Origin of the sequence: Pantoea sp. Cy-639, from assembly GCF_011752525.1 — a bacterium.
GTDB lineage: Bacteria > Pseudomonadota > Gammaproteobacteria > Pseudomonadales > Pseudomonadaceae > Aquipseudomonas.
In genome coordinates this window covers 340,939-361,376 of record NZ_VWXI01000002.1, presented here as the reverse complement: position 1 = coordinate 361,376, position 20,438 = coordinate 340,939, and the positions used below count along the sequence as shown (strand labels likewise).

At 63.1% G+C, this 20,438-nt stretch carries 23 protein-coding genes; 20 read left to right on the top strand and 3 right to left on the bottom strand.

From position 1 onward, the window contains the following. The first annotated feature begins 104 nt into the window (after window positions 1-104). Window positions 105-386 carry a cell division protein FtsB gene (ftsB, locus tag F3J43_RS03950; protein ID WP_166883515.1) on the top strand — a complete coding sequence of 94 codons (282 nt, stop codon included), beginning with the start codon at window positions 105-107 and terminating at the stop codon, window positions 384-386. Further along, the gene (ispD, locus tag F3J43_RS03945; RefSeq protein WP_166883514.1) at window positions 383-1,090 is read left to right on the top strand and encodes a 2-C-methyl-D-erythritol 4-phosphate cytidylyltransferase; all 708 of its coding nucleotides are present in this window, start codon (window positions 383-385) and stop codon (window positions 1,088-1,090) included. Before ftsB ends, ispD begins: the two co-directional genes overlap by 4 nt. Before the next feature lie 33 nt (window positions 1,091-1,123). On the opposite strand, the gene F3J43_RS03940 is transcribed toward ispD, so the two are convergent. After that, window positions 1,124-2,020 carry a LysR substrate-binding domain-containing protein gene (locus F3J43_RS03940; protein ID WP_166883513.1) on the bottom strand — a complete coding sequence of 299 codons (897 nt, stop codon included), beginning with the start codon at window positions 2,018-2,020 and terminating at the stop codon, window positions 1,124-1,126. Between the two features lie 108 nt (window positions 2,021-2,128). On the opposite strand from F3J43_RS03940, the gene F3J43_RS03935 reads away from it, so the two are divergent. From F3J43_RS03935 to rpoS, 8 genes are all read left to right on the top strand, one after another. Then, complete coding sequence (locus F3J43_RS03935) at window positions 2,129-3,241, top strand: S-(hydroxymethyl)glutathione dehydrogenase/class III alcohol dehydrogenase (protein WP_166883512.1); 1,113 nt, start codon at window positions 2,129-2,131, stop codon at window positions 3,239-3,241. A 15-nt stretch (window positions 3,242-3,256) separates the two neighbouring features. Beyond that, entirely contained in the window at window positions 3,257-4,099 is an 843-nt protein-coding gene (fghA, locus tag F3J43_RS03930; protein WP_502706596.1) for an S-formylglutathione hydrolase, read from the top strand. A gap of 103 nt (window positions 4,100-4,202) precedes the next feature. After that, window positions 4,203-4,676 (top strand): 2-C-methyl-D-erythritol 2,4-cyclodiphosphate synthase, encoded by a 474-nt coding sequence (ispF, locus tag F3J43_RS03925; RefSeq protein ID WP_166883510.1) that lies wholly within the window; start codon window positions 4,203-4,205, stop codon window positions 4,674-4,676. Further along, entirely contained in the window at window positions 4,673-5,731 is a 1,059-nt protein-coding gene (gene truD, locus F3J43_RS03920; RefSeq protein WP_166883509.1) for a tRNA pseudouridine(13) synthase TruD, read from the top strand. The genes ispF and truD overlap by 4 nt, the downstream gene beginning before the upstream one ends. Continuing rightward, window positions 5,719-6,468, top strand: coding sequence for a 5'/3'-nucleotidase SurE (surE, locus tag F3J43_RS03915; RefSeq protein WP_166883508.1), 750 nt, complete (start codon window positions 5,719-5,721; stop codon window positions 6,466-6,468). The genes truD and surE overlap by 13 nt, the downstream gene beginning before the upstream one ends. After that, window positions 6,465-7,145, top strand: a complete 681-nt coding sequence (locus F3J43_RS03910) for a protein-L-isoaspartate(D-aspartate) O-methyltransferase (RefSeq protein WP_205297633.1) — start codon at window positions 6,465-6,467, stop codon at window positions 7,143-7,145. The genes surE and F3J43_RS03910 overlap by 4 nt, the downstream gene beginning before the upstream one ends. Before the next feature lie 221 nt (window positions 7,146-7,366). Further along, on the top strand, window positions 7,367-8,182 hold the full coding sequence (locus tag F3J43_RS03905; protein WP_205297609.1) for a peptidoglycan DD-metalloendopeptidase family protein: 816 nt from the start codon (window positions 7,367-7,369) through the stop codon (window positions 8,180-8,182). Window positions 8,183-8,287: 105 nt separating this feature from the next. Then, window positions 8,288-9,295 (top strand): RNA polymerase sigma factor RpoS, encoded by a 1,008-nt coding sequence (gene rpoS, locus F3J43_RS03900; protein ID WP_166883505.1) that lies wholly within the window; start codon window positions 8,288-8,290, stop codon window positions 9,293-9,295. A gap of 502 nt (window positions 9,296-9,797) precedes the next feature. Here rpoS and fdxA read toward each other — a convergent pair. Then, window positions 9,798-10,121, bottom strand: a complete 324-nt coding sequence (gene fdxA / locus F3J43_RS03895) for a ferredoxin FdxA (protein ID WP_166883504.1) — start codon at window positions 10,119-10,121, stop codon at window positions 9,798-9,800. Window positions 10,122-10,260: 139 nt separating this feature from the next. Continuing rightward, window positions 10,261-12,834, bottom strand: coding sequence for a DNA mismatch repair protein MutS (gene mutS, locus F3J43_RS03890; protein ID WP_166883503.1), 2,574 nt, complete (start codon window positions 12,832-12,834; stop codon window positions 10,261-10,263). Window positions 12,835-13,094: 260 nt separating this feature from the next. Between mutS and F3J43_RS03885 the strand changes: the two genes are divergently transcribed. From F3J43_RS03885 to F3J43_RS03840, 10 genes are all read left to right on the top strand, one after another. Further along, window positions 13,095-13,832 carry a LexA family transcriptional regulator gene (locus F3J43_RS03885; RefSeq protein WP_205297608.1) on the top strand — a complete coding sequence of 246 codons (738 nt, stop codon included), beginning with the start codon at window positions 13,095-13,097 and terminating at the stop codon, window positions 13,830-13,832. Between the two features lie 466 nt (window positions 13,833-14,298). Beyond that, window positions 14,299-14,646, top strand: coding sequence for a phage holin family protein (locus F3J43_RS03880; RefSeq protein ID WP_166883501.1), 348 nt, complete (start codon window positions 14,299-14,301; stop codon window positions 14,644-14,646). A 24-nt stretch (window positions 14,647-14,670) separates the two neighbouring features. Beyond that, window positions 14,671-14,859: a Com family DNA-binding transcriptional regulator gene (locus F3J43_RS24275; RefSeq protein ID WP_166883500.1), complete on the top strand. Its 189-nt coding sequence runs from the start codon at window positions 14,671-14,673 to the stop codon at window positions 14,857-14,859. Between the two features lie 10 nt (window positions 14,860-14,869). Continuing rightward, window positions 14,870-15,700: a putidacin L1 family lectin-like bacteriocin gene (locus F3J43_RS03870; RefSeq protein WP_166883499.1), complete on the top strand. Its 831-nt coding sequence runs from the start codon at window positions 14,870-14,872 to the stop codon at window positions 15,698-15,700. A gap of 56 nt (window positions 15,701-15,756) precedes the next feature. After that, window positions 15,757-16,254, top strand: coding sequence for a hypothetical protein (locus F3J43_RS03865; RefSeq protein ID WP_166883498.1), 498 nt, complete (start codon window positions 15,757-15,759; stop codon window positions 16,252-16,254). Then, a complete protein-coding gene (locus tag F3J43_RS03860; RefSeq protein WP_166883497.1) occupies window positions 16,251-16,811 on the top strand; it encodes a phage baseplate assembly protein V in 561 nt (186 codons plus the stop codon). Before F3J43_RS03865 ends, F3J43_RS03860 begins: the two co-directional genes overlap by 4 nt. A gap of 89 nt (window positions 16,812-16,900) precedes the next feature. Next, complete coding sequence (locus tag F3J43_RS03855) at window positions 16,901-17,227, top strand: GPW/gp25 family protein (protein ID WP_166883496.1); 327 nt, start codon at window positions 16,901-16,903, stop codon at window positions 17,225-17,227. After that, window positions 17,224-18,105 (top strand): baseplate assembly protein, encoded by an 882-nt coding sequence (locus F3J43_RS03850; protein WP_166883495.1) that lies wholly within the window; start codon window positions 17,224-17,226, stop codon window positions 18,103-18,105. Before F3J43_RS03855 ends, F3J43_RS03850 begins: the two co-directional genes overlap by 4 nt. Before the next feature lies 1 nt (window position 18,106). Next, a complete protein-coding gene (locus tag F3J43_RS03845) occupies window positions 18,107-18,715 on the top strand; it encodes a phage tail protein I (protein ID WP_166883494.1) in 609 nt (202 codons plus the stop codon). Continuing rightward, a complete protein-coding gene (locus F3J43_RS03840; protein ID WP_166883493.1) occupies window positions 18,708-20,438 on the top strand; it encodes a phage tail protein in 1,731 nt (576 codons plus the stop codon). The genes F3J43_RS03845 and F3J43_RS03840 overlap by 8 nt, the downstream gene beginning before the upstream one ends.

Sequence of the window (20,438 nt, the reverse complement as noted above, 5' to 3'; positions counted from 1 at the left end):
TTTCAGACGTCCTACAAGGGTTTCTGTCATCGAAGCCTGGCCTCGGCCAGGCTTCGTGCTATCGGAAGCTCGCTGCGGCGGCCTTTTTTACCCTGGATATCTTCATGCGCAGTCCCTATTGGTTGTTCCTCGTCCTGCTCCTGTTGCTCGGCGGCCTGCAATATCGGCTCTGGGTCGGTACTGGCAGCCTGGCGCAAGTGACCGAACTCAAGCAGCAGATCGCCGACCAGCACGCTGAGAACGAGCGCTTGCTGGAGCGCAATCGCGTGCTCGACGCCGAGGTGCTGGAGTTGAAGAAAGGTATGGAGACCGTGGAAGAACGGGCTCGCCACGAACTGGGGATGGTCAAGGAGGGCGAAACCCTCTACCAGTTGCCACAGAAATGATCGAACTACTGCCGGCCTTCTGGGCCGTGATTCCCGCCGCGGGCGTAGGTGCCCGCATGGCTGCCGACCGGCCCAAGCAATATCTGCAACTGGGTGGGCAGACCATTCTCGAGCATAGCCTCGACTGTTTTCTCGACCATCCCGCGCTCAAGGGCGTGGTGGTCAGTATTGCCGATGAAGACCCGTACTGGCCCGGCCTACGCTGCGCCGGCGATCCGCGCATCCAGCGTGCACCGGGTGGGCGCGAGCGTGCAGACTCGGTGCTCAACGCCCTGTTGCTGCTGCACGCCCAGGGGGCTTCGGATAACGATTGGGTGCTCGTGCACGATGCCGCCCGCCCGAACTTGGCGCGTAGTGATTTGGACAAATTGCTGTCAGAGCTAGCTGATGATCCTGTAGGAGGGTTGCTAGCTGTTCCGGCGCGCGACACCCTCAAGCGTGCGGGGCCGGATGGTCGGGTCGCCGCTACGGTGGATCGCAGCACCGTCTGGCAGGCCTATACACCGCAGATGTTCCGACTGGGCACCTTGCACCGGGCGCTGGCCGAGTGCCTGGTCTCCGATGTCGCCGTGACCGACGAGTCCTCGGCCATCGAATGGGCCGGGCATGCGCCCCGCCTGGTCGAAGGGCGTAGCGACAACATCAAGGTGACCCGACCGGAAGACCTGGAGTGGCTGCGCCAGCGCTGGACAGCCAGACGCTGAGATTGTGGGGCCGCACAACGGACCCGCTTTCGATCAGGCGCCCCGATATTCTGGTAATTGCGCCAACCCTTCCTTCAGGTAATCCACCAGGCGCCTGACTTTCGGCGACAGGTGTCGTTGTTGCGGATACAGCGCCCACACCGCCGTGTTCGGCGGCTGATGCCCCTCCAGCAACGAGACCAGCGCGCCGTTGTGCAAGTGCTCCAGGACGTAATAGTCCGGAAGCTGGCACAACCCCATCCCTTGCAAGGCCGCATCCAGTACCGCCTGGCCACTGTTGCAGCGCCAGTTGCCCTGTACCCGCTGACTGATCTCGCGGCCATCCTGCTGCAATACCCACAGGTCGGAGCTGCCGATCAGGCAATTGTGCCGAGCCAACTCCGACAGGCTGTGCGGCCGCCCGTAGCGTTCCAGGTACGCCGGCGAGGCGCACAGGTACATGCGTCGCGGTGCCAGGCGCGTGGCCACCAGCCGGGAGTCCTGCAGGCGGCCCAGGCGGATGGCCAGGTCCATGCCTTCGTGCAGCAGGTCGAGGGTGCGGTTGCTCAATTCCACTTCGACCCGCAACTGCGGATACAGCGCCATGAACCGTGTCACCAGCGGCACGATGAAGCGTTCGCCGTAGGCCACCGCGCAGGTCATGCGCAACAGCCCCTTCGGTTCGCTGGCCAGGTCGCCCATGGCCCGCAGGGCTTCCTCGCGTCCATCCTGCAGGCGTTGGCAATGCTGCAGGAAGGTCTGGCCGGCCTCGCTCAGGGTCACCCGACGCGTGCTGCGGTAGAGCAGGCGTGTCTGCAGGCGTTCTTCGAGGCGGGCAATCTGCCGGCTGATATGTGACGAGGACACGCCGAGACGCTCCGCCGCAGCGGTGAACTGGCCTGACTCGGCCACGGCGACGAACTCGTCGATGCCCTCCCAGCGACTGCTCATGGATTATCCCTGCGTGGCAATAATGTTTTGTGGTAAGCCCGATTATTCATCAAAAGATGGTGAATTACACTGCGGGACTGTAATCGACACTCTGTCTGGAGACCATTGATGATCAAGTCCCGCGCTGCTGTCGCCTTCGAGGCGAAGAAACCCCTGGAAATCGTCGAAGTCGACGTAGCCATGCCGAAGGCAGGCGAAGTCTTGCTGCGCGTGGTGGCCTCGGGCGTCTGCCATACCGACGCCTATACCCTGTCCGGCGCCGACCCGGAAGGTATCTTCCCGTCGATTCTCGGCCACGAGGGCGGGGCGATCGTCGAGGCTGTGGGCGAGGGCGTCACCTCGGTGGCGGTGGGCGACCACGTGATTCCGCTGTATACCCCCGAGTGCGGCAAGTGCAAGTTCTGCCTGTCGGGCAAGACCAACCTGTGCCAGGCGATCCGTGCCACCCAGGGCAAGGGCCTGATGCCCGACGGCACCACTCGCTTCAGCTACAAGGGCCAGCAACTGTTCCATTACATGGGCACCTCGACCTTCTCCGAGTACACCGTGTTGCCGGAAATTTCAGTGGCCAAGATCCAGAAAGAGGCGCCGCTGGAAAAAGTCTGCCTGCTCGGCTGCGGCGTGACCACCGGCATCGGCGCGGTGCTCAATACTGCCAAGGTCAAGCCTGGTGACACCGTGGCCATCTTCGGCCTGGGCGGCATCGGCCTGTCGGCGATCATTGGCGCGGTCAAGGCCAAGGCCTCGCGCATCATTGCCGTGGACATCAACCCGGGCAAGTTCGAGATCGCCCGCCAGTTGGGCGCCACCGACTGCGTCAACCCGAAGGACTACGACCGGCCGATCCAGGAAGTCATCGTCGACCTCACCGACGGTGGCGTGGACTTCTCCTTCGAGTGCGTGGGCAATGTTCAGTTGATGCGTGCGGCGCTGGAATGCTGCCACAAGGGCTGGGGCGAATCGGTGATCATCGGCGTGGCCGGGGCCGGCCAGGAAATCGCCACCCGTCCGTTCCAGCTGGTCACCGGCCGCGTCTGGCGTGGCTCGGCGTTCGGTGGCGTGCGCGGTCGCAGCGAATTGCCAAGTTATGTCGAGATGTCCGAGAAGGGCGAAATCCCGCTGGACACGTTCATCACCCATACCATGGGCCTGGAAGACATCAACAAGGCCTTTGACCTGATGCACGAAGGCAAGAGCATTCGCAGCGTCATCCACTTCTGAGGACTGGCCATGACGTTGGAAAACATCTCCTGCCAGAAGAGCTTCGGCGGTTGGCACAAGCGCTACCGGCACAGTTCCAAGGTGCTGGGGTGCGACATGGTGTTCGCCGTCTACCTGCCGCCCCAAGCCGAGCAGGGCGAGCAACTGCCGGTGCTGTACTGGCTCAGCGGCCTGACCTGCACCGACGAGAACTTCATGCAGAAGGCCGGGGCCCAGCGTCTGGCCGCGGAGCTAGGGTTGATCATCGTCGCGCCCGACACCAGCCCGCGTGGCGAGCAGGTGCCGGGGGATCCGGACGGCGCCTGGGACTTCGGCCTGGGCGCTGGCTTCTACCTCAATGCCACCCAGCAACCCTGGGCGCAGCACTACCGGATGCACGACTATGTGGTGCACGAACTGCCCGCGTTGATCGAGGCGCACTTTCCGGCATCGGAGCTGCGCAGTATCAGTGGCCACTCCATGGGTGGGCATGGGGCGCTGGTCTGTGCCCTGCGCAACCCGGGGCGATACCGCTCGGTGTCGGCATTTTCGCCGATCAGCAACCCGATGGATTGCCCGTGGGGGGAGAAGGCATTTTCCCGCTACCTCGGCGAAGATCGTGCACGTTGGCGGGAGTGGGATGCCAGCGTGCTGCTGGCGCAGGCGGGGGAGTGCCCGCCGCTGCTGGTGGACCAGGGCGATCGCGACGACTTCCTCGACAAGCAGCTCAAGCCACAGGCGCTGGAGCAGGCCGCACGCAAGGGCGGGCATGGACTGACCTTGCGTCTGCAGCCGGGGTATGACCATAGCTACTACTTCATCGCCAGCTTCATCGACGAGCACCTGCGCCATCACGCGGTGGCACTGGGCAGGTTGTAGCCCAAGGCCGCGCCGGGCGAGGCCGGTACAGCCCCAAACACATCCGCCCAAGCCCCGGCAAAGCAGGTAGAATCACGCCCTGACATAATCAGGGCGTTTTTCTATGCGTATTGGCCACGGCTACGATGTCCACCGCTTCTGCGACGGTGATTTCATTACCTTGGGCGGGGTGCGTATCCCCCACAAGTACGGCCTGCTGGCCCATTCCGACGGCGATGTGTTGCTGCACGCCCTGAGCGATGCCCTGCTTGGCGCTGCGGCGCTGGGCGACATCGGCAAGCATTTCCCCGACACCGACCCGCAGTTCAAGGGGGCCGATAGCCGCGTGCTGCTGCGCCATGTGGTCGGGGTCGTCCGCAACAAGGGCTGGAAGGTCGGCAACGTCGACGCCACCATCGTCGCCCAGGCGCCGAAGATGGCCCCGCATATCGACACCATGCGCCAGCAGATCGCTGCCGATCTGCAGGTCGAACTCGACCAGGTCAACGTCAAGGCCACTACCGAAGAGAAACTGGGCTTCACCGGCCGTGAGGAGGGTATCGCCGTTCACGCGGTGGCCCTGTTGCTGCCAGTATGACCGAACTGGAACTGCTGGGCCCGAGGGCTACGGGCGATGCGCTGGGGACTGCCGTACTCAAGGCGGTGGCCGAGGACTTCCAGGTTGATGAAGTGCTCGATATCCCGCTGTCCGGCCAGGGCGAGCATCTGTGGCTGTGGGTCGAGAAGCGCGACCTCAACACTGAGGAGGCCGCTCGTCGCCTGTCCCGCGCCGCCGGGGTGCCGGTGCGCGCCATCAGCTATGCCGGCCTCAAGGACCGCCAGGCCCTGACTCGCCAATGGTTCAGTCTGCACCTGCCGGGCAAGGCCGACCCCGACCTGTCCCGCGCCGAGGACGATACGCTGCGGGTGCTCAAGCAGGTGCGCCACCAGCGCAAGCTGCAACGTGGCGCCCACTCGGCCAACGGCTTCACCCTGCGCCTGACGGCCCTGCAGGCCGATCGCCAGGCTCTGGATGCCCGCCTCGAGCAGTTGCAGGCACAAGGGGTGCCGAACTACTTCGGCACTCAACGCTTTGGCCACGCCGGCGGCAACGTGCATGACGCCCAGGACTGGGCGGCGCGCCAGGCGCTGCCGGAGCAGCGCAATGTTCGCTCGCGGCTGCTCTCTGCCGGGCGCAGCTACCTGTTCAACCAGGTCCTGGCCGCACGTGTCGCCGACGGCAGCTGGCAGCACGCGCAGGTCGGCGACCTGCTGGCGTTCACGGACAGCCGTAGCTTCTTTCCTGCAGGTGAACAGGAATGTTCTGATCCGCGCCTGGCTATCCTCGACCTGCACCCGACCGGTCCGATGTGGGGCGAGGGCGAAACGCCCACCGGCGGCGCCACCCAGTGTGTCGAGGCGGCTATCGCGGCGCGCCACCCGGCATTGTGCCAATGGCTGGCAGGTGCGGGCATGAGTCACGAACGGCGTATCCTGCGGCTCCCTATTGGGCGGCTTACGTGGCATTATCCCGAGCCTGATATCCTGCAACTGGAATTCGTCCTTCCGGCCGGATGCTTCGCCACCGTGGTGGTGCGCGAACTCGTCGATCTGGTGCCGGCAGGGCAGACGGACAGCCCATGCGTATTCTGATTTCGAATGACGACGGTGTCACCGCACCTGGCATCGCCGCGCTGCATGCAGCGCTGGCGGACTACGCCGAGTGCGCGGTGATTGCCCCGGATCAAGACAAGAGCGGCGCCAGCAGTTCGCTGACGCTCGACCGGCCGCTGCATCCGCAGACCCTGGCCAATGGTTTCATCAGTCTCAACGGCACGCCGACCGACTGCGTGCACCTGGGGCTCAATGGTCTGTTGCCGCAGACGCCCGACATGGTGGTCTCCGGCATCAACCTGGGGGCCAACCTGGGCGACGACGTGCTGTACTCCGGCACGGTCGCGGCGGCCCTGGAGGGACGCTTCCTCGGTGGTACCTCGCTGGCGTTCTCGCTGTTGTCTCGCCAGCCCGACAACCTGCCAGCCGCGGCCCATATCGCCCGGCGTCTGGTCGAGGCACAGTCGCGCCTGGAGTTGCCGCCGCGTACGGTGCTGAACATCAACATCCCCAACTTGCCGCTGGAGCATATCCGTGGCATCCAGCTCACTCGCCTGGGGCATCGGGCGCGCGCGGCGGCACCGACCAAGGTGGTCAATCCGCGGGGCAAGGAGGGCTACTGGATCGCCGTGGCCGGTGATGCCGAGGACGGCGGTCCTGGCACCGACTTCCACGCGGTGATGCAGGGCTATGTCTCGATCACCCCGCTGCAACTGGATCGCACCTTCAACGATGCTTTCGAACGATTCGAAGGCTGGCTGGAGGGCGTGCTCTGATGCGTGAGCAGGACGATCTGATGCGCCGCGGGATCGGCATGACCTCCCAGCGCACGCGGGAGCGGCTGATCCAGCGCCTGTACGAAGAGGGCGTGTCGAACACCAAGGTGCTCGAGACGATCCGGCGCACCCCGCGCCACCTGTTCGTCGACGAGGCCCTGGCGCACCGCGCCTACGAGGACACCGCACTGCCGATCGGCCACAACCAGACCATCTCCCAGCCATTCATGGTGGCGCACATGAGCGAGCTGCTGCTGGAGGCAGGTCCTCTGGACAAGGTGCTGGAGATCGGTACCGGTTCCGGCTACCAGACCGCCATCCTCGCCCAGCTGGTCGAACGGGTGTTTTCGGTCGAGCGGATCAAGGTCCTGCAAGACCGGGCCAAGGAGCGCCTGGTCGAGCTCAACCTGCGCAACGTGGTATTCCGCTGGGGCGATGGCTGTGAAGGCTGGCCAGCGCTGGCGCCCTACAACGGCATCATCGTCACTGCCGTGGCGCCGGAGGTTCCCCAGGCATTGCTCGATCAGCTGGCGCCGGGTGGGCGCATGGTGATCCCGGTCGGCCCGGCCGGAGAGGTCCAGCAACTGATGCTGATCGTGCGTGAAGATCAGGGGTTCAGCCGTCGGGTGCTGGGGGCGGTGCGGTTCGTGCCGTTGCTCAACGGCCCGCTGGCCTGAGTCCGCGCCGGATTTTTTGCGGCCGCGGCGAATTCCTCCGGCCCGCCCCTGTCTATCTGGCGTGGTGCCTGGCGCTGCCAGGCCACACCCTGAGTCCCCCCAAGCGTGGCGGCTCGGTTATAATTGAAACAATATTGCATTTCATATCGTCAGCTTTTGGCACCATGAGGGGAGCGCGGGTGGGTCACACAGTCGTTCGGCAGCGCAAGGATCGATCGGGATTGAAGCTTCTGGTGCTCGCGCTGGCCATGGGTACCCTGCTGGCCGGCTGCTCCAGCACTGGCTCGAACGGTGCCCGGGTGGTCGACCGCAACAACGCGGCGCCCAAGCGCGCGACCGTCACTTCCGGGCAGTACATCGTCAAGCCCGGTGACACCCTGTTCTCGATTGCCTTTCGCTATGGCTGGGACTACAAGGAACTGGCGGCGCGCAACAATATCCCCGCGCCCTATACCATCCGTCCTGGCCAGCCGATCCGCTTCAACAGCGCCAGCAGAGGTAGCACCACGGTAGTCTCAGGCCCGTCGTCATCGAGCAGGACCACGGTCATTCGTCGGCCAGTGGGCACCACCACGCAGTCCCCGGCGAACAGTGGCAAACCTGCCACGCCTGTCTCTTCCAGCACGTCGCAAACGGTTGCCCAAGTGCCCGCCGCAGAGCGTGCGGTGGGGGGATGGACGTGGCCGGCGAACGGCGTGCTGATTGGAAAATTCGCTTCAAACGGTAGTTTGAATAAAGGCATTGATATCGCCGGTGATTTGGGACAGCCTGTTTTTGCTGCATCTGGTGGCACGGTGGTCTACGCCGGTAGTGGCCTGAGGGGCTATGGCGAGCTCATCATCATCAAACACAGCGATACCTACGTCAGCGCCTACGGTCACAACCGCAGGCTTTTGGTTCGGGAGGGGCAGCAGGTCAAGGCAGGGCAGACGATCGCAGAAATGGGGTCCACGGGCACTGATCGGGTGAAGCTGCATTTCGAGATTCGCCGTCAGGGCAAACCCGTAGATCCTCTCCAGTTCCTGCCACGCCGTTGATCAGTGGCCCGGCCTGTTCCTTGGATGTAGAGGGGACAGGCTCCAGCGCTACCATGGAAAGGTGACGCTCGAGTCTGAGTTCGAACTCAGCAAAGGACTATAACAATGGCTCTCAGTAAAGAAGTGCCGGAGTTTGACATCGACGATGATCTGCTCTTGATGGAGACAGGGATCGTTTTGGAAACGGATGTGGTGTCAGACGAACCTGCTGTACCTTCGGTTCGGACAAAGTCGAAACAGAGTGCCTCGCTCAAACAACACAAGTACATCGATTACAGCCGGGCGCTCGATGCCACCCAGCTGTATCTCAATGAAATCGGCTTCTCGCCTCTGCTTTCGCCGGAGGAGGAAGTGCATTTCGCGCGCCTGTCGCAAAAAGGCGACCCTGCCGGGCGCAAGCGCATGATCGAAAGCAACCTGCGCCTGGTCGTCAAGATCGCCCGCCGCTATGTCAATCGTGGCCTCTCTTTGCTCGATCTGATCGAGGAAGGCAACCTTGGCCTGATCCGCGCGGTGGAGAAGTTCGATCCTGAGCGCGGTTTCCGCTTCTCGACCTACGCCACCTGGTGGATCCGCCAGACCATCGAGCGGGCGATCATGAACCAGACCCGCACGATTCGCCTGCCCATTCACGTGGTGAAGGAGCTCAACGTCTACCTGCGTGCCGCGCGCGAGCTGACCCAGAAGCTCGACCACGAACCGTCGCCGGAGGAGATTGCCAGCCTGCTCGAGAAACCCGTGTCCGAGGTCAAGCGCATGCTCGGACTGAACGAGCGGGTGTCTTCGGTGGATGTGTCGTTGGGGCCGGACTCCGACAAGACCTTGCTGGACACCCTGACCGATGATCGTCCGACCGACCCTTGCGAGCTTCTGCAGGACGATGATCTGTCGCAAAGCATCGATCAGTGGCTGGGTGAGCTGACCGACAAGCAGCGTGAGGTGGTGGTGCGCCGTTTTGGCCTGCGCGGCCACGAAAGCAGTACCCTGGAAGACGTCGGCCTGGAGATTGGCCTGACCCGTGAGCGGGTACGGCAGATTCAGGTCGAAGGGCTCAAGCGCCTGCGCGAGATCCTGGAAAAGAATGGCCTATCCAGCGAGTCGTTGTTCCAGTAGCCCCAGGCACTGGCAGACGAACGCCCCGACCTTGTCGGGGCGTTTTCGTTTGCGGCTGAACCTATCCATCGGGGGCGCGCCGTGTGGGCGCAAGAGATGTACTTATCCACCCTCGTATCATTGCGTGTAAGCAATTGCTTACTCGATGCGTAAGTGATTGCTGTAGGGATCAGTAAATCAAAGTCGTTTTCAGCTGCTCATATTTCATAACTTCATGAAATATAAAGAATTTGCTGATTTGAAAAAGTATGTCGCTCGAAATCTTTTGAGAGATCTGTCCGTTGCCTAGCCCGCTGAAGTCGCTAGTATTCGAACTGTGTCGACGGACTGACACAGGCTTTCAAGGATGAGGGCCAAGGACATCGCAGGATGCGATTCATCAGGATGATGAGTGGGATATACAGGGACTACGGAAAAAATGTGGGCGGGTCAAACCGCCCCTTTTTTTTGCCTGCAGAAATGAAAAAGGCCCGTGAGGGCCTTTTTCGTGTCTGGGTTCTATTCAGCGTTCCAGATCGGCGATCTTGCCTGGCTTGCCGTCGAATTCTTCGGCGTCCGGCAGGGCGTCCTTCTTCTCGGTGATGTTCGGCCAGATCTCCGCCAGCTCGGCGTTCAGCTCGATGAAGTTCTCCATGCCAGACGGCACCTCGTCTTCCGAGAAGATCGCCTGGGCCGGGCATTCAGGCTCGCACAGTGCACAGTCGATGCACTCGTCCGGGTGAATGACCAGGAAGTTCGGGCCTTCGTAGAAGCAGTCCACCGGACAGACTTCCACGCAGTCGGTGTACTTGCATTTGATGCAGTTGTCGGTGACGACGAAGGTCATTTCTAGTTCTCTCCTCAGGCGACGGCAGCTTGCCCCTCCTTCCGGGGCAGCGCGGTTCACGGTTGTGGCTGCAGGCCAGGCTAATAACCTGCAGCGCTCGCAAACCGCGCCGGATTCTACCAGCTTGCGCGGTTGGCCGTTATAACAGGTTTTTCAGTTGATATAGCGTTTCGATAGCTTGGCGCGGCGTCATGTCGTCCAGGTCCAGTTTGCCCAGCTTCTCGATGGCTGGGTGCGGCAGGCTGGCAAACAGGTCGTTCTGGTGCGGCACGCTTGGCTCGCCCTTGCTCTTGCTGGCAATCGGCGCTTCGTGGGGCAGGCTGGCGGTCTCCAGTCGTCCCAGGTGTTCGCGGGCACGCTGGATCACCGGTCCCGGCACGCCGGCCAGTTGCGCCACGGCCAGGCCATAGCTCTGGCTGGCGGGCCCTGGCAGCACATGGTGCAGGAAGACGATGCGCTCGTTGTGCTCGGTCGCGTTCAGGTGCACGTTGGCCACCAGTGGCTCGCTCTCCGGCAGTACGGTCAGCTCGAAGTAGTGGGTGGCGAACAGGGTGTAGGCGCGTAGCTGGGCCAGGCGCTCGGCGGCGGCCCAGGCCAGCGACAGACCGTCGAAGGTGCTGGTGCCACGGCCTACCTCGTCCATCAGCACCAGGCTGCGGTCGGTGGCGTTGTGCAGGATGTTGGCGGTCTCGCTCATCTCGACCATGAAGGTCGAGCGTCCGCCGGCCAGGTCGTCGCTGGAGCCGATGCGGGTGAAGATACGGTCGACCAGCGACAGCTCGCAGCGTGCAGCAGGCACGAAGCTGCCGATATGGGCCATCAGCACGATCAATGCGGTCTGGCGCATGTAGGTGGACTTACCGCCCATGTTCGGGCCGGTGATGATCAACATGCGTGTGCTGTTGTCCAGTTGCAGGTCGTTGGCCACGAACGGCGTGGTCAGCACCTGCTCGACCACCGGGTGACGGCCCTGGTCGATGCGCAGGCAAGGCTCGTCGACGAAGTTCGGGCAGTTCAGGTCGAGGTTGAGTGCTCGCTCGGCCAGGTTGCTCAGCACGTCCAGTTCGGCCAGGGCGGCGGCGCTGTCCTGCAGGGGCGCCAGGTGACTGATCAGGGTTTCCAGCAGGGCATCATAGAGCATCTTTTCCCGGGCCAGGGCGCGGCTCTTGGCCGACAGCGCCTTGTCCTCGAAGGCCTTGAGCTCGGGCGTGATGAAGCGTTCGGCGCCCTTGAGGGTCTGCCGGCGGATGTAGTCGGCGGGCGCCTGCTCGGCCTGCTTGGTCGGCAGTTCGATGAAGTAGCCGTGTACGCGGTTGTAGCCGACCTTGAGGTTGGCCAGGCCGGTGCGGGCTTTTTCGCGGGCTTCCAGGTCGATGAGGAACTGGCCGGCGTTCTCGCTCATCGCCAGCAGTTCGTCGAGTTCGCTGTCGTAACCGGTCTTGAGTACGCCGCCGTCGCGGATCACTGCTGGCGGGTTATCGATGATCGCCCGCTCGAGCAGGCCGGCAAGCTCCGGGTAAGTGCCGGTGATGGCGGCCAGGCGCGCCAGGTGCGGGGCCTCCAGCTCGGCCATTGCGTTCTGCAGTTCGGGCAGGGCGCCGAGGGCATCGCGCAGGCGCGCCAGGTCACGAGGACGGGCGTTGCGCAGGCCGATGCGTGCGAGGATGCGCTCGATGTCGCCGATTTCCTTGAGCTGCGGCTGCAACTTCTCGAAGCGGTAGCCGTCGAGCAGACAGCGGATCGAGTCCTGGCGTGCCCGAAGCACTTTCAGGTCACGCAGCGGGCGGTTCAGCCAGCGGGTCAGCAGGCGGCTGGCCATGGCGGTCTGGCAGCGGTCGATCACCGATTGCAGGGTGTTGTCGCGACCACCGGCCAGGTTGATGTCCAGCTCCAGGTTGCGGCGGCTGGCGGCGTCGAGGATGACCGTGTCGTCCATGCGCTCGTGGCGCAGGCTGCGCAGATGGGGGAGGGCGGTGCGCTGGGTTTCCTTGGCGTAGTTCAGCAGGCAGCCGGCGGCGCCGATGGCCAGGGTCAGCTTGTCGCAGCCGAAGCCCTTGAGGTCCTGGGTGGCGAACTGTTGGCACAGACTCTTGCGTGCAGAATCGCGGTCGAAGTCCCAGGGCGCGCGACGTCGGGCGCCGGGGCGCTTTTCGGCCGGCAGGCCTTGTGGCCAGTCGTCGGGAATCAGCAGTTCCACCGGGTTGATGCGTTCGAGCTCGGCCAGCAGGTTTTCCCAGCCCTTGATCTCCTGCACCGTGAAGTTGCCGCTGGTGATGTCCAGCACGGCCAGGCCGAACAGCCGTTCGTCACCGAGCAGCGCGGCCAGCAGGTTGTCGCGGCGCTCGTCGAGCAGCGCCTCGTCGCTGACGGTGCCAGGGGTGATGATGCGCACGACCTGGCGTTCCACCGGGCCCTTGCTGGTGGCCGGGTCGCCGATCTGTTCGCAGATCACCACCGACTCGCCGAGCTTGACCAGCTTGGCCAGGTAGCCTTCGAGCGAGTGGAACGGAATCCCGCACATGGGGATCGACTGGCCGGCCGACTGGCCGCGGGCGGTCAGGGTGATGTCCAGCAGTTTCGCGGCCTTCTTCGCATCTTCATAGAAGATCTCGTAGAAGTCGCCCATGCGGTAGAACATCAGCTGGTCCGGATGCTGGTTCTTCAGCTTCCAGTACTGCTGCATCATCGGGGTGTGTGCGGAGAGATCAGACATTCGGGGCCTTACAGCGGGAATCCGGTTGGCGTTTTTGCGAAACGGCTAATAGTACAGGGATTTTTCTCCGCATGCCGGGGCCGATGGCCGCAGCAGGTTGCATGGACGCCTCCAGGAGGGGGATTTTACCCATGAATATGCATTTGTGCAAGTTGCTTCTTGGCGCATTCCAGTACGGCTTCAGTCCTGCTACGGCAGGTCTTGCTGCCATAGCGAGGAGGGGATTGCAAAACCCATGATTCCGATGCACCATGCGGGCTATGCAAAAACGCAACGTAGCATCCGTACTCAGAGAACTGCTCGATCGCCACGGCCTGTCCCCGACGGAGCTGCACCGGCGCACGGGCGTCCCTCAATCCACCCTGTCGCGCATTCTCAGCGAGAAGATCGTCGACCCGTCGGACAAGCACGTGTCGAAGATTGCCGAATACTTCGGCGTCAGCACCGATCAGTTGCGTGGCCGTGCCGAGCTGGGCGACTCCCGCGAAGCTGCGCCCCTGACCCAAGGGCATGCGCAACTGAGCGACATCAGTCTCTGGGACGATGAAACCCCCGTCGAGGACGACGAGGTATCCGTTCCTTTTCTACGCGAGGTCGAGTTGGCAGCAGGATCAGGAAGATTCGTCATCGAGGAGAGCGAGCACGCCCGCCTGCGCTTCGGCAAGCGCAGCCTGCGCCATAACGGTGTGCAGTTCGACAACGCCAAGTGCGTGACGGTGCGCGGCAACAGCATGCTGCCGGTGCTGCGCGATGGCGCGACGGTCGGGGTCAATACCGGCAAGAGCTCGATCAGCGACATCATCGACGGCGACCTCTATGCCATCAACCACAACGGGCAACTGCGGGTTAAGCAGGTCTACCGCTTGCCTACCGGTATTCGCCTGCGCAGTTTCAACCGCGACGAGCATCCGGACGAAGACTACAGCTTCCAACAGATGCAGGACGAGCAGATCAGTGTCCTGGGCCATGTCTTCTGGTGGGGCATGTACGCCCGCTGATCCCTCCCTCCTGAAAGAGACCCGCCTTGGCGGGTTTTTTTTTCGCCCGCAGAAAAGCCCTACAACCTACGCCGACAAAGGACTGCATGCATTTGCGGAAATTCGCGTGCATAAATATTTCCAAAAATGCATTGACTGCATATGCATGAATGCATAATCTGTGTCTCAAGCCGGTCAGCAACCGGTTGTTACACAGGCAGCAATGAACAGGCCTCGACTGTTCAGAGGGTTGGCAACTGGCCCGGGTGTGCAGCGTAAAGCACCACGATCAGTTATCCGGCGGGCAGGCGGCCGCGGTCGGAGTCATCAAATTGAAGCGGAACCGCTTGGCGTCACCAGTCGTGGCCGGCGGTTCGACAACGCATTACTGAAAAGCCTGCGGGGCGGGCTTTTTGGAATGCCAAGTCCAACGACAACACGCGCCATCGGCATGTCGCCGATGGGCATTCACACAGGAGACAGGACAGTGACTAACGAGCAACAGACGTTGCTGGAAATGCCGCTCTGGCTGGTGATCGTCCTGGCATTGCTGGGCGGTCTTTCCGGCGAGATGTGGCGGGCTGACAAGGCCGGCGCTCGCGGCTGGTCGCTGCTGCGGCGTCTGGCGCTGCGCTCGGGGGCCTGCATGGTCTGCGGGGTGTCGACGGTGATGCTGCTGTATGCCAGCGGCATGTCGATCTGGAGTGCCAGCGCCTTCGGCTGCCTGACCGCCATGGCCGGCGCCGACGTGGCCATCGGCCTGTACGAGCGCTGGGCGGCGCGGCGTCTTGGGCTGGGCGACCCGGCAGCGATGGCGCGCCAGGACAAAGAGTAAAGCGCTAACAAGGAAGAGAAACGGATGCTCCATGATTTCCGTTGCGGTCAATGCAACCGCTTGCTGGCGAGAGCTGACGGGCCGGCGCTGGTGCAGATCAAATGCCCACGCTGCGCCACCCTCAATCACATGAAGGCCATGCGCCTCGACGATCCGCCTCCGAGCGAACAGCACGGGACTTCAAGTCCACACACCCTTCAAGCGATTCAATAGGAGACAGACCATGGCAGGTCGTTCGCGTATTCCCTTCAACGGCGTCGGCACTTCGGTGCTGCCCGCTTATCAGACCTTGTCCGCAGGCCAGTACCTGCTGTCGCCCAACCAGCGCTTCAAGCTGCTGCTCCAGGGCGATGGCAACCTGGTGATCCAGGACAATGGCGCCACGGTGTGGGTTGCCGATGGCAACCAACCGTTCAGTTCGAGCGTTCCATTGCGCGACAAGAAAGCGCCGCTGGCCTTCTATGTGCAGTACGGCGCGTTCCTCGACGACTACTCGCGTCGCCGGGTCTGGCTGACCAACAACACCACCTTCACCAGCCAGGATCAGTGGAACCGCACCCACCTGGTATTGCAGGACGACGGCAATATCGTGCTTGTCGACTCCCTGGCGCTGTGGAACGGTACTGCAGCCATCCCGCTGGTGCCGGGCGCGGTGGATTCGCTGCTGCTGCCGGCCGGCACTGAACTGACGCAGGGCGTTCTCTACGGCGCCGGTGCCAGCAAACTGGTGTTCCAGGGCGATGGCAATGTCGTGGCCTATGGCCCGAATGGCGCCGCGACCTGGAACTCCGGGACCTACGGCAAAGGCGCGACGCGCGCGCTGTTCCAAGGGGACGGCAACCTGGTGGTGTACGGTGCCGGCAATGCGGTGCTGTGGCAGTCGCACACGGCTGGTCATGCCTCGGCGGTACTGCGCCTGCAGGCCAATGGCGGTATCGCCATCCTGGAGGAAAAACCGGTGTGGGCACGCTTCGGTTTCCAGCCGACCTATCGGCATATCCGCAAGATCAACCCTGACCAGAAGCCGATCGATATCTGGACCTGGCACTTCTGAGCCGGATGCCGGGTCCTCGCCGACCCGGCTTTCGCCACGACCCGAGGAGTACTCACATGAGCGAGCTGGTCCAGTTGTATGCGGCCGTCACCTCCACCCTGCAAGCCGCCCTTCCGGAGCTTGCCACGGTGCTGGCCGACGCTGACGCGCACGGCGAGTTGCAACTTCCGGCACTGGTGCACAGCTTGGTACGCCTGCGTGGCGACGAGGCGCTGCGCGACGGGCGTTCGTTGCTGATGGCGACGCTGGAGGCGCGTATCACTGCCCAGGGCAGTTCCGCACAGGCACGAACGCAGGCCGGCATATTGGCGGCGCAGGTGGTCGACCAGTTGCGGCAGCAGTTCTGGGGGCTAGATTTCGTCGAGGCGGCGCGTAATGTCACCGCCGAGGCCGAAGGCGCGTCGTGGCGGGTGCAATGGGAGCAGCCGGTCTTGCTCGGTGTCGCCCAGTGGCCGTGGCCGGACCAGCCGCCTGGCAGTCTGGCGCTGGGGTTTGCCCCGGAAACCGGGTCGGGTAATCAGGACAAGTACTTCGCCCCGGAGGACCTGGCATGAGCTACGCCAGCGCCATGCACGACCGCATGCTGGCCAGTCTGGTGATCCCCTGTCGCGTGGTGGCGGTGGACCTTGCCGCCGCACGGGTCAGGGTCTCCGACGGCGGCGGTTGGACCAGCGCCTGGGTACGTTGGCATGCCCAGGCGGCGGGCAAGGCCCGCCACTGGCGGGTGCCGAGTCTCGATGAACAGGGCGTGCTGGTCAGCCCCAGTGGTGATCCGGCCCAGGGCACCTTCGTGCCTGGGCTCTATGGCAACGCCGGATCGGCGCCGGACAGTCGTGACCATGTCGAGGTCTGGCGCTTCGACGACGGCGGTTCGCTGGTCTACGACTGGCAGGCCAAGCGCTACGACATCCAGCTGCCCAGCGGCAACGCCACGATCAAGGTTGGCGGCAGCACCCTGGTGGTCAGCGACAGTGCGATTGCCCTGGAGGCGGCCACGATCACCCTGACCGGTACGGTTGCGGTCAAGGGGCCGTTGACGGTCACCGGCGACATCAATGGTGGCGGACGAATCATCGATACCGCCGGCAACACGGCCAACCACAAGCACTGAACCCAATGCCCGCCACTGCGGGCTTTTTCATTTCAGGAGAACGCCATGCATATCCGCCGACGGGATGTGCCCAGGACAGGAGGTGCCCCATGATCGGCATGGACCGTCACACCGGCCAGCCCCTGGCGGGCATCGCCCACCTGCGCCAATCCATCGAAGACATCCTCACCACGCCTCTGGGCAGCCGCCGCATGCGCCCGGAATACGGTAGCCAACTGCGCCGCTACGTCGACCTGCCGGTCAACGATGGCTGGAAGAGCGCCGTGCAGGCCGAGGTAGCCCGTGCCCTCGGGCGTTGGGAGCCGCGACTCAAGCTGGAACGGGTCAAGGTGGTCGCCGTGCTCGACGGCCAGGTCAGTCTGGCCTTGACCGGTCGCTACCTGGGTGACGACGCCCTGGTGGAGGTGACGGTATGAGCCAGGTCGACCTGTCGAAGCTCCCCGCCCCGCAACTGCTCGAGGACCTCGATTTCGAAACGCTGTACCAGCAGGATCTGGACAGTTTTCGCGCCCAGATGGGCGACGCCTGGACCGCTAACCTGGAAAGCGATCCGGTGACCAAGCTGCTGGAGGTCGGCGCCTACCGCAAGCTGCTCAACCGGGCGCGAATCAACGACGCGGCCAAGGCCCTGCTGCTGGCCTATGCCCAAGGCAGCGACCTCGACCAGCTGGCGGCCAACGTCAGCTTGCAACGCCTGGTGATCCAGGCGGCCGACCCAGCCACGATTCCGCCCACCGAGGCGATCCTCGAAGCCGACGATGCCCTGCGCGAGCGGGTGCAACTGGTCTATGAGGGTCTGACCACCGCCGGCCCGCGCAACAGCTACATCCTGCATGCCCGCAATGCGTCGGGGCAGGTCGCCGATGCAACGGCGGAAAGCCCGTCGCCGGCGGTGGTGGATGTCACCGTGCTGAGCCTGGAGGGTGATGGCGTGGCCAGTCCCGAGCTGCTGGCGCGGGTCAAGGCCTACCTCAACGACGACGATATTCGCCCGGTCGCCGACCGGGTCAACGTGCGCAGCGCCGAGGTGTTGCCCTATCGGGTCGAGGCCGTGCTGTACATGGGTGCCAGCGGGCCGGAATACGAGACGCTGCTCACCGAGTGCCGGCGTCGACTGGAGGCCTGGATCAATCCGCGTCGCCGCCTGGGGCTCGAGGTCGCGCGCTCCGGGGTCGATGCCCAGTTGCATATCGACGGCGTGAGCCGAGTCGAGCTGGTCGGCTGGCAGGACATCCGCCCGAGCAAGGCCCAGGCCGCCTGGTGCACGGGCATCGAACTGCGGCGAGGTGAGTGACATGCAGAGCCTGTTGCCACTGAACCGCACACCACTGGAGCGGGCCATCGAAGTGGCGGCCGACGAGGACCTCAAGGCCGCCCTGCGTACCCTCTACAACCCCGACACCTGCCCGGCACACCTGCTTTACCAGCTGGCCTGGGCCTGGTCGGTGGACCGTTGGGACGACAGCTGGAGCGAGCCGATCAAGCGCTCGGTGATTCGCTCGGCGTTCTTCATTCACGCCCACAAGGGCACTCTCGGCGCCCTGCGGCGCGTGGTCGAGCCGTTCGGCTACCTGATCGAGGTGCAGGAGTGGTGGCAGGCCGAGCCTGCCGGCGTGCCGGGGACCTTCGCCCTGAAAGTGGGGGTGACCGACAGCGGCATCGACGAGCAGACCTACAACGAACTGTCGTCGTTGATCGACGACGCCCGCCCCGTCAGCCGCCACATGACCGGCCTGGCGATCAGTCTCGAAAGCCGTGGCGGGCTCCATTTCGGCTGCGCGCAGCAGGACGGCGACGAGCTTGACGTCTATCCGCCCTCGTCACCTGACCTTGTCGTCGGTGGCGTGATCGGTCGCGGTGGTCGCGAACACACAATCGATACCTTGGACATTGCACATGGTTGATCAGAATTCACAGTTCTACGCCATCCTCACCAACGTGGGAGCGGCGAAGCAGGCCAACGCGGATGCCTTGGGCATCCCTTGGAAAATCACCCAGATGGGTATCGGCGACGCCAATGGCGCCGACCCGATGCCCAATGCCACCCAGACCAGCCTGATCAACGAGTGGCGCCGCGCCCCGCTGAACCAGTTGAAGGTGGACGACAAGAACAGCGCGATCATCGTCGCCGAGCAGGTCATTCCGGCGGATGTCGGTGGCAGGTGGATCCGTGAAATTGCGTTGTACGACGCGGACGGCGACATGGTGGCCGTGGCCAACTGCGCGCCGACCTACAAACCGTTGCTCAGTCAGGGCTCGGGGCGTACCCAGGTAGTACGCATGAACCTGGTGGTCAGCAGCGCCAGCAACGTGCAGTTGAAAATTGATCCGGCTGTCGTGCTCGCTACCCGCGAGTGGGTCACTGAAGAGCTGGCCCGACAGGATTTCAAACATTCAGTGCAGGTGGCGACCACTGCTCCCATTATCTTGAGTGGATTGCAGACCATTGATGGCATCGTGCTGTTGGCGGGGGCTAGGGTTCTGGTGAAAAACCAGGCGGCGGCTAAGGACAATGGTTTGTACCAGGTCGCTGGAGGGGCTTGGGTGCGTACGGTGGATGCCGATACCGATGCCAAGGTCACACCGGGTCTTCTGGTGCTGGTCGAAAAAGGCACTGTCAATGGCGATAGTGCCTGGCAGTTGACCAGTGATGGGCCAATCACATTGGGTGTCAGCCCTCAGGAATATGAGATGGCCTTCGGTCGCACTGGCGTGGGAGCGGGCTCTTACCGGAGTGTCACTGTTGATAAATATGGGCGAGTGACTGCCGCAACCAATCCAACGACTGTTGCTGGTTATGGTTTGACAGATGTCTACACCAAAGGGCAGGTGGATACTGCGTTAGCTCTCAAGGCTCCGTTGGAAAGCCCTGTACTAATCGGCGATCCAAAGGCACCGACAGCGGCACGGGGCGACAGTTCGAACCGTGTGGCCACCACTGAGTTTTCCAGAGAACTTGGCCTGAACCTGACTTCAAAAATCGTGTCGGCGGCGACGGGCTCCACGCTGACGGCCGAGCATGTGGGGCGCTTGACCTACATGGGCGGTAGCGGGGTATGGAGTGGCAGTCTTCAGTTGCCCTCCTCGGGCATTGCCACAGGATCGATCTTCACCATCTCGGTAGGGAATGGTAACGGGACAGTGACCATCAAGAAGCCTGTGGCCGTTGGTGGCTACATCAGCATTGGGTCCGCTCAGTACGATGCGATCACCATCCGCTCCAGCGAGCTGCCGGTCATGTTGATGTGTGTATCCGATAACATCTATACGGTCATTTCAGGAGGACTTTCCAATACGGCGGCATACTCTTCTCTGATTGCTATGAACGGTTGGGCGAATAACCCCAACGGTTTGATTGAGCAGTGGGGGACAATATATCTTCCGGCAAATATTTCAACGGTCAACATTGATACGGTTTTCCCATTGAAGTTTCCCAATGGCTGCTTGTCAGTTGTCGCCAGCATTGGTGTGACGATTGATGATTACGATAAAGAGCCGTTCTACCGTCAGGATCGACATTCCGTAAGTATTGGGAAACCTAGCGCGCTGGGGTTTGATGGGCAGGCTTTCTGCGACACCAATCTTGCGGATGGGCGCATGGTGCAGTGGCGCGCGATTGGTTTTTGA

What these genes read in the sequence shown, in the direction of transcription:
- ftsB (WP_166883515.1), top strand. Translation starts at nt 105, where the DNA reads ATGCGCAGTCCCTATTGGTTGTTCCTCGTCCTGCTCCTGTTGCTCGGC.
- ispD (WP_166883514.1), top strand. Translation starts at nt 383, where the DNA reads ATGATCGAACTACTGCCGGCCTTCTGGGCCGTGATTCCCGCCGCGGGC.
- F3J43_RS03940 (WP_166883513.1), bottom strand. Translation starts at nt 2,020, where the DNA reads ATGAGCAGTCGCTGGGAGGGCATCGACGAGTTCGTCGCCGTGGCCGAG.
- F3J43_RS03935 (WP_166883512.1), top strand. Translation starts at nt 2,129, where the DNA reads ATGATCAAGTCCCGCGCTGCTGTCGCCTTCGAGGCGAAGAAACCCCTG.
- ispF (WP_166883510.1), top strand. Translation starts at nt 4,203, where the DNA reads ATGCGTATTGGCCACGGCTACGATGTCCACCGCTTCTGCGACGGTGAT.
- truD (WP_166883509.1), top strand. Translation starts at nt 4,673, where the DNA reads ATGACCGAACTGGAACTGCTGGGCCCGAGGGCTACGGGCGATGCGCTG.
- surE (WP_166883508.1), top strand. Translation starts at nt 5,719, where the DNA reads ATGCGTATTCTGATTTCGAATGACGACGGTGTCACCGCACCTGGCATC.
- rpoS (WP_166883505.1), top strand. Translation starts at nt 8,288, where the DNA reads ATGGCTCTCAGTAAAGAAGTGCCGGAGTTTGACATCGACGATGATCTG.
- fdxA (WP_166883504.1), bottom strand. Translation starts at nt 10,121, where the DNA reads ATGACCTTCGTCGTCACCGACAACTGCATCAAATGCAAGTACACCGAC.
- mutS (WP_166883503.1), bottom strand. Translation starts at nt 12,834, where the DNA reads ATGTCTGATCTCTCCGCACACACCCCGATGATGCAGCAGTACTGGAAG.
- F3J43_RS03885 (WP_205297608.1), top strand. Translation starts at nt 13,095, where the DNA reads ATGCAAAAACGCAACGTAGCATCCGTACTCAGAGAACTGCTCGATCGC.
- F3J43_RS24275 (WP_166883500.1), top strand. Translation starts at nt 14,671, where the DNA reads ATGCTCCATGATTTCCGTTGCGGTCAATGCAACCGCTTGCTGGCGAGA.
- F3J43_RS03870 (WP_166883499.1), top strand. Translation starts at nt 14,870, where the DNA reads ATGGCAGGTCGTTCGCGTATTCCCTTCAACGGCGTCGGCACTTCGGTG.
- F3J43_RS03865 (WP_166883498.1), top strand. Translation starts at nt 15,757, where the DNA reads ATGAGCGAGCTGGTCCAGTTGTATGCGGCCGTCACCTCCACCCTGCAA.
- F3J43_RS03860 (WP_166883497.1), top strand. Translation starts at nt 16,251, where the DNA reads ATGAGCTACGCCAGCGCCATGCACGACCGCATGCTGGCCAGTCTGGTG.
- F3J43_RS03855 (WP_166883496.1), top strand. Translation starts at nt 16,901, where the DNA reads ATGATCGGCATGGACCGTCACACCGGCCAGCCCCTGGCGGGCATCGCC.
- F3J43_RS03850 (WP_166883495.1), top strand. Translation starts at nt 17,224, where the DNA reads ATGAGCCAGGTCGACCTGTCGAAGCTCCCCGCCCCGCAACTGCTCGAG.
- F3J43_RS03845 (WP_166883494.1), top strand. Translation starts at nt 18,107, where the DNA reads ATGCAGAGCCTGTTGCCACTGAACCGCACACCACTGGAGCGGGCCATC.
- F3J43_RS03840 (WP_166883493.1), top strand. Translation starts at nt 18,708, where the DNA reads ATGGTTGATCAGAATTCACAGTTCTACGCCATCCTCACCAACGTGGGA.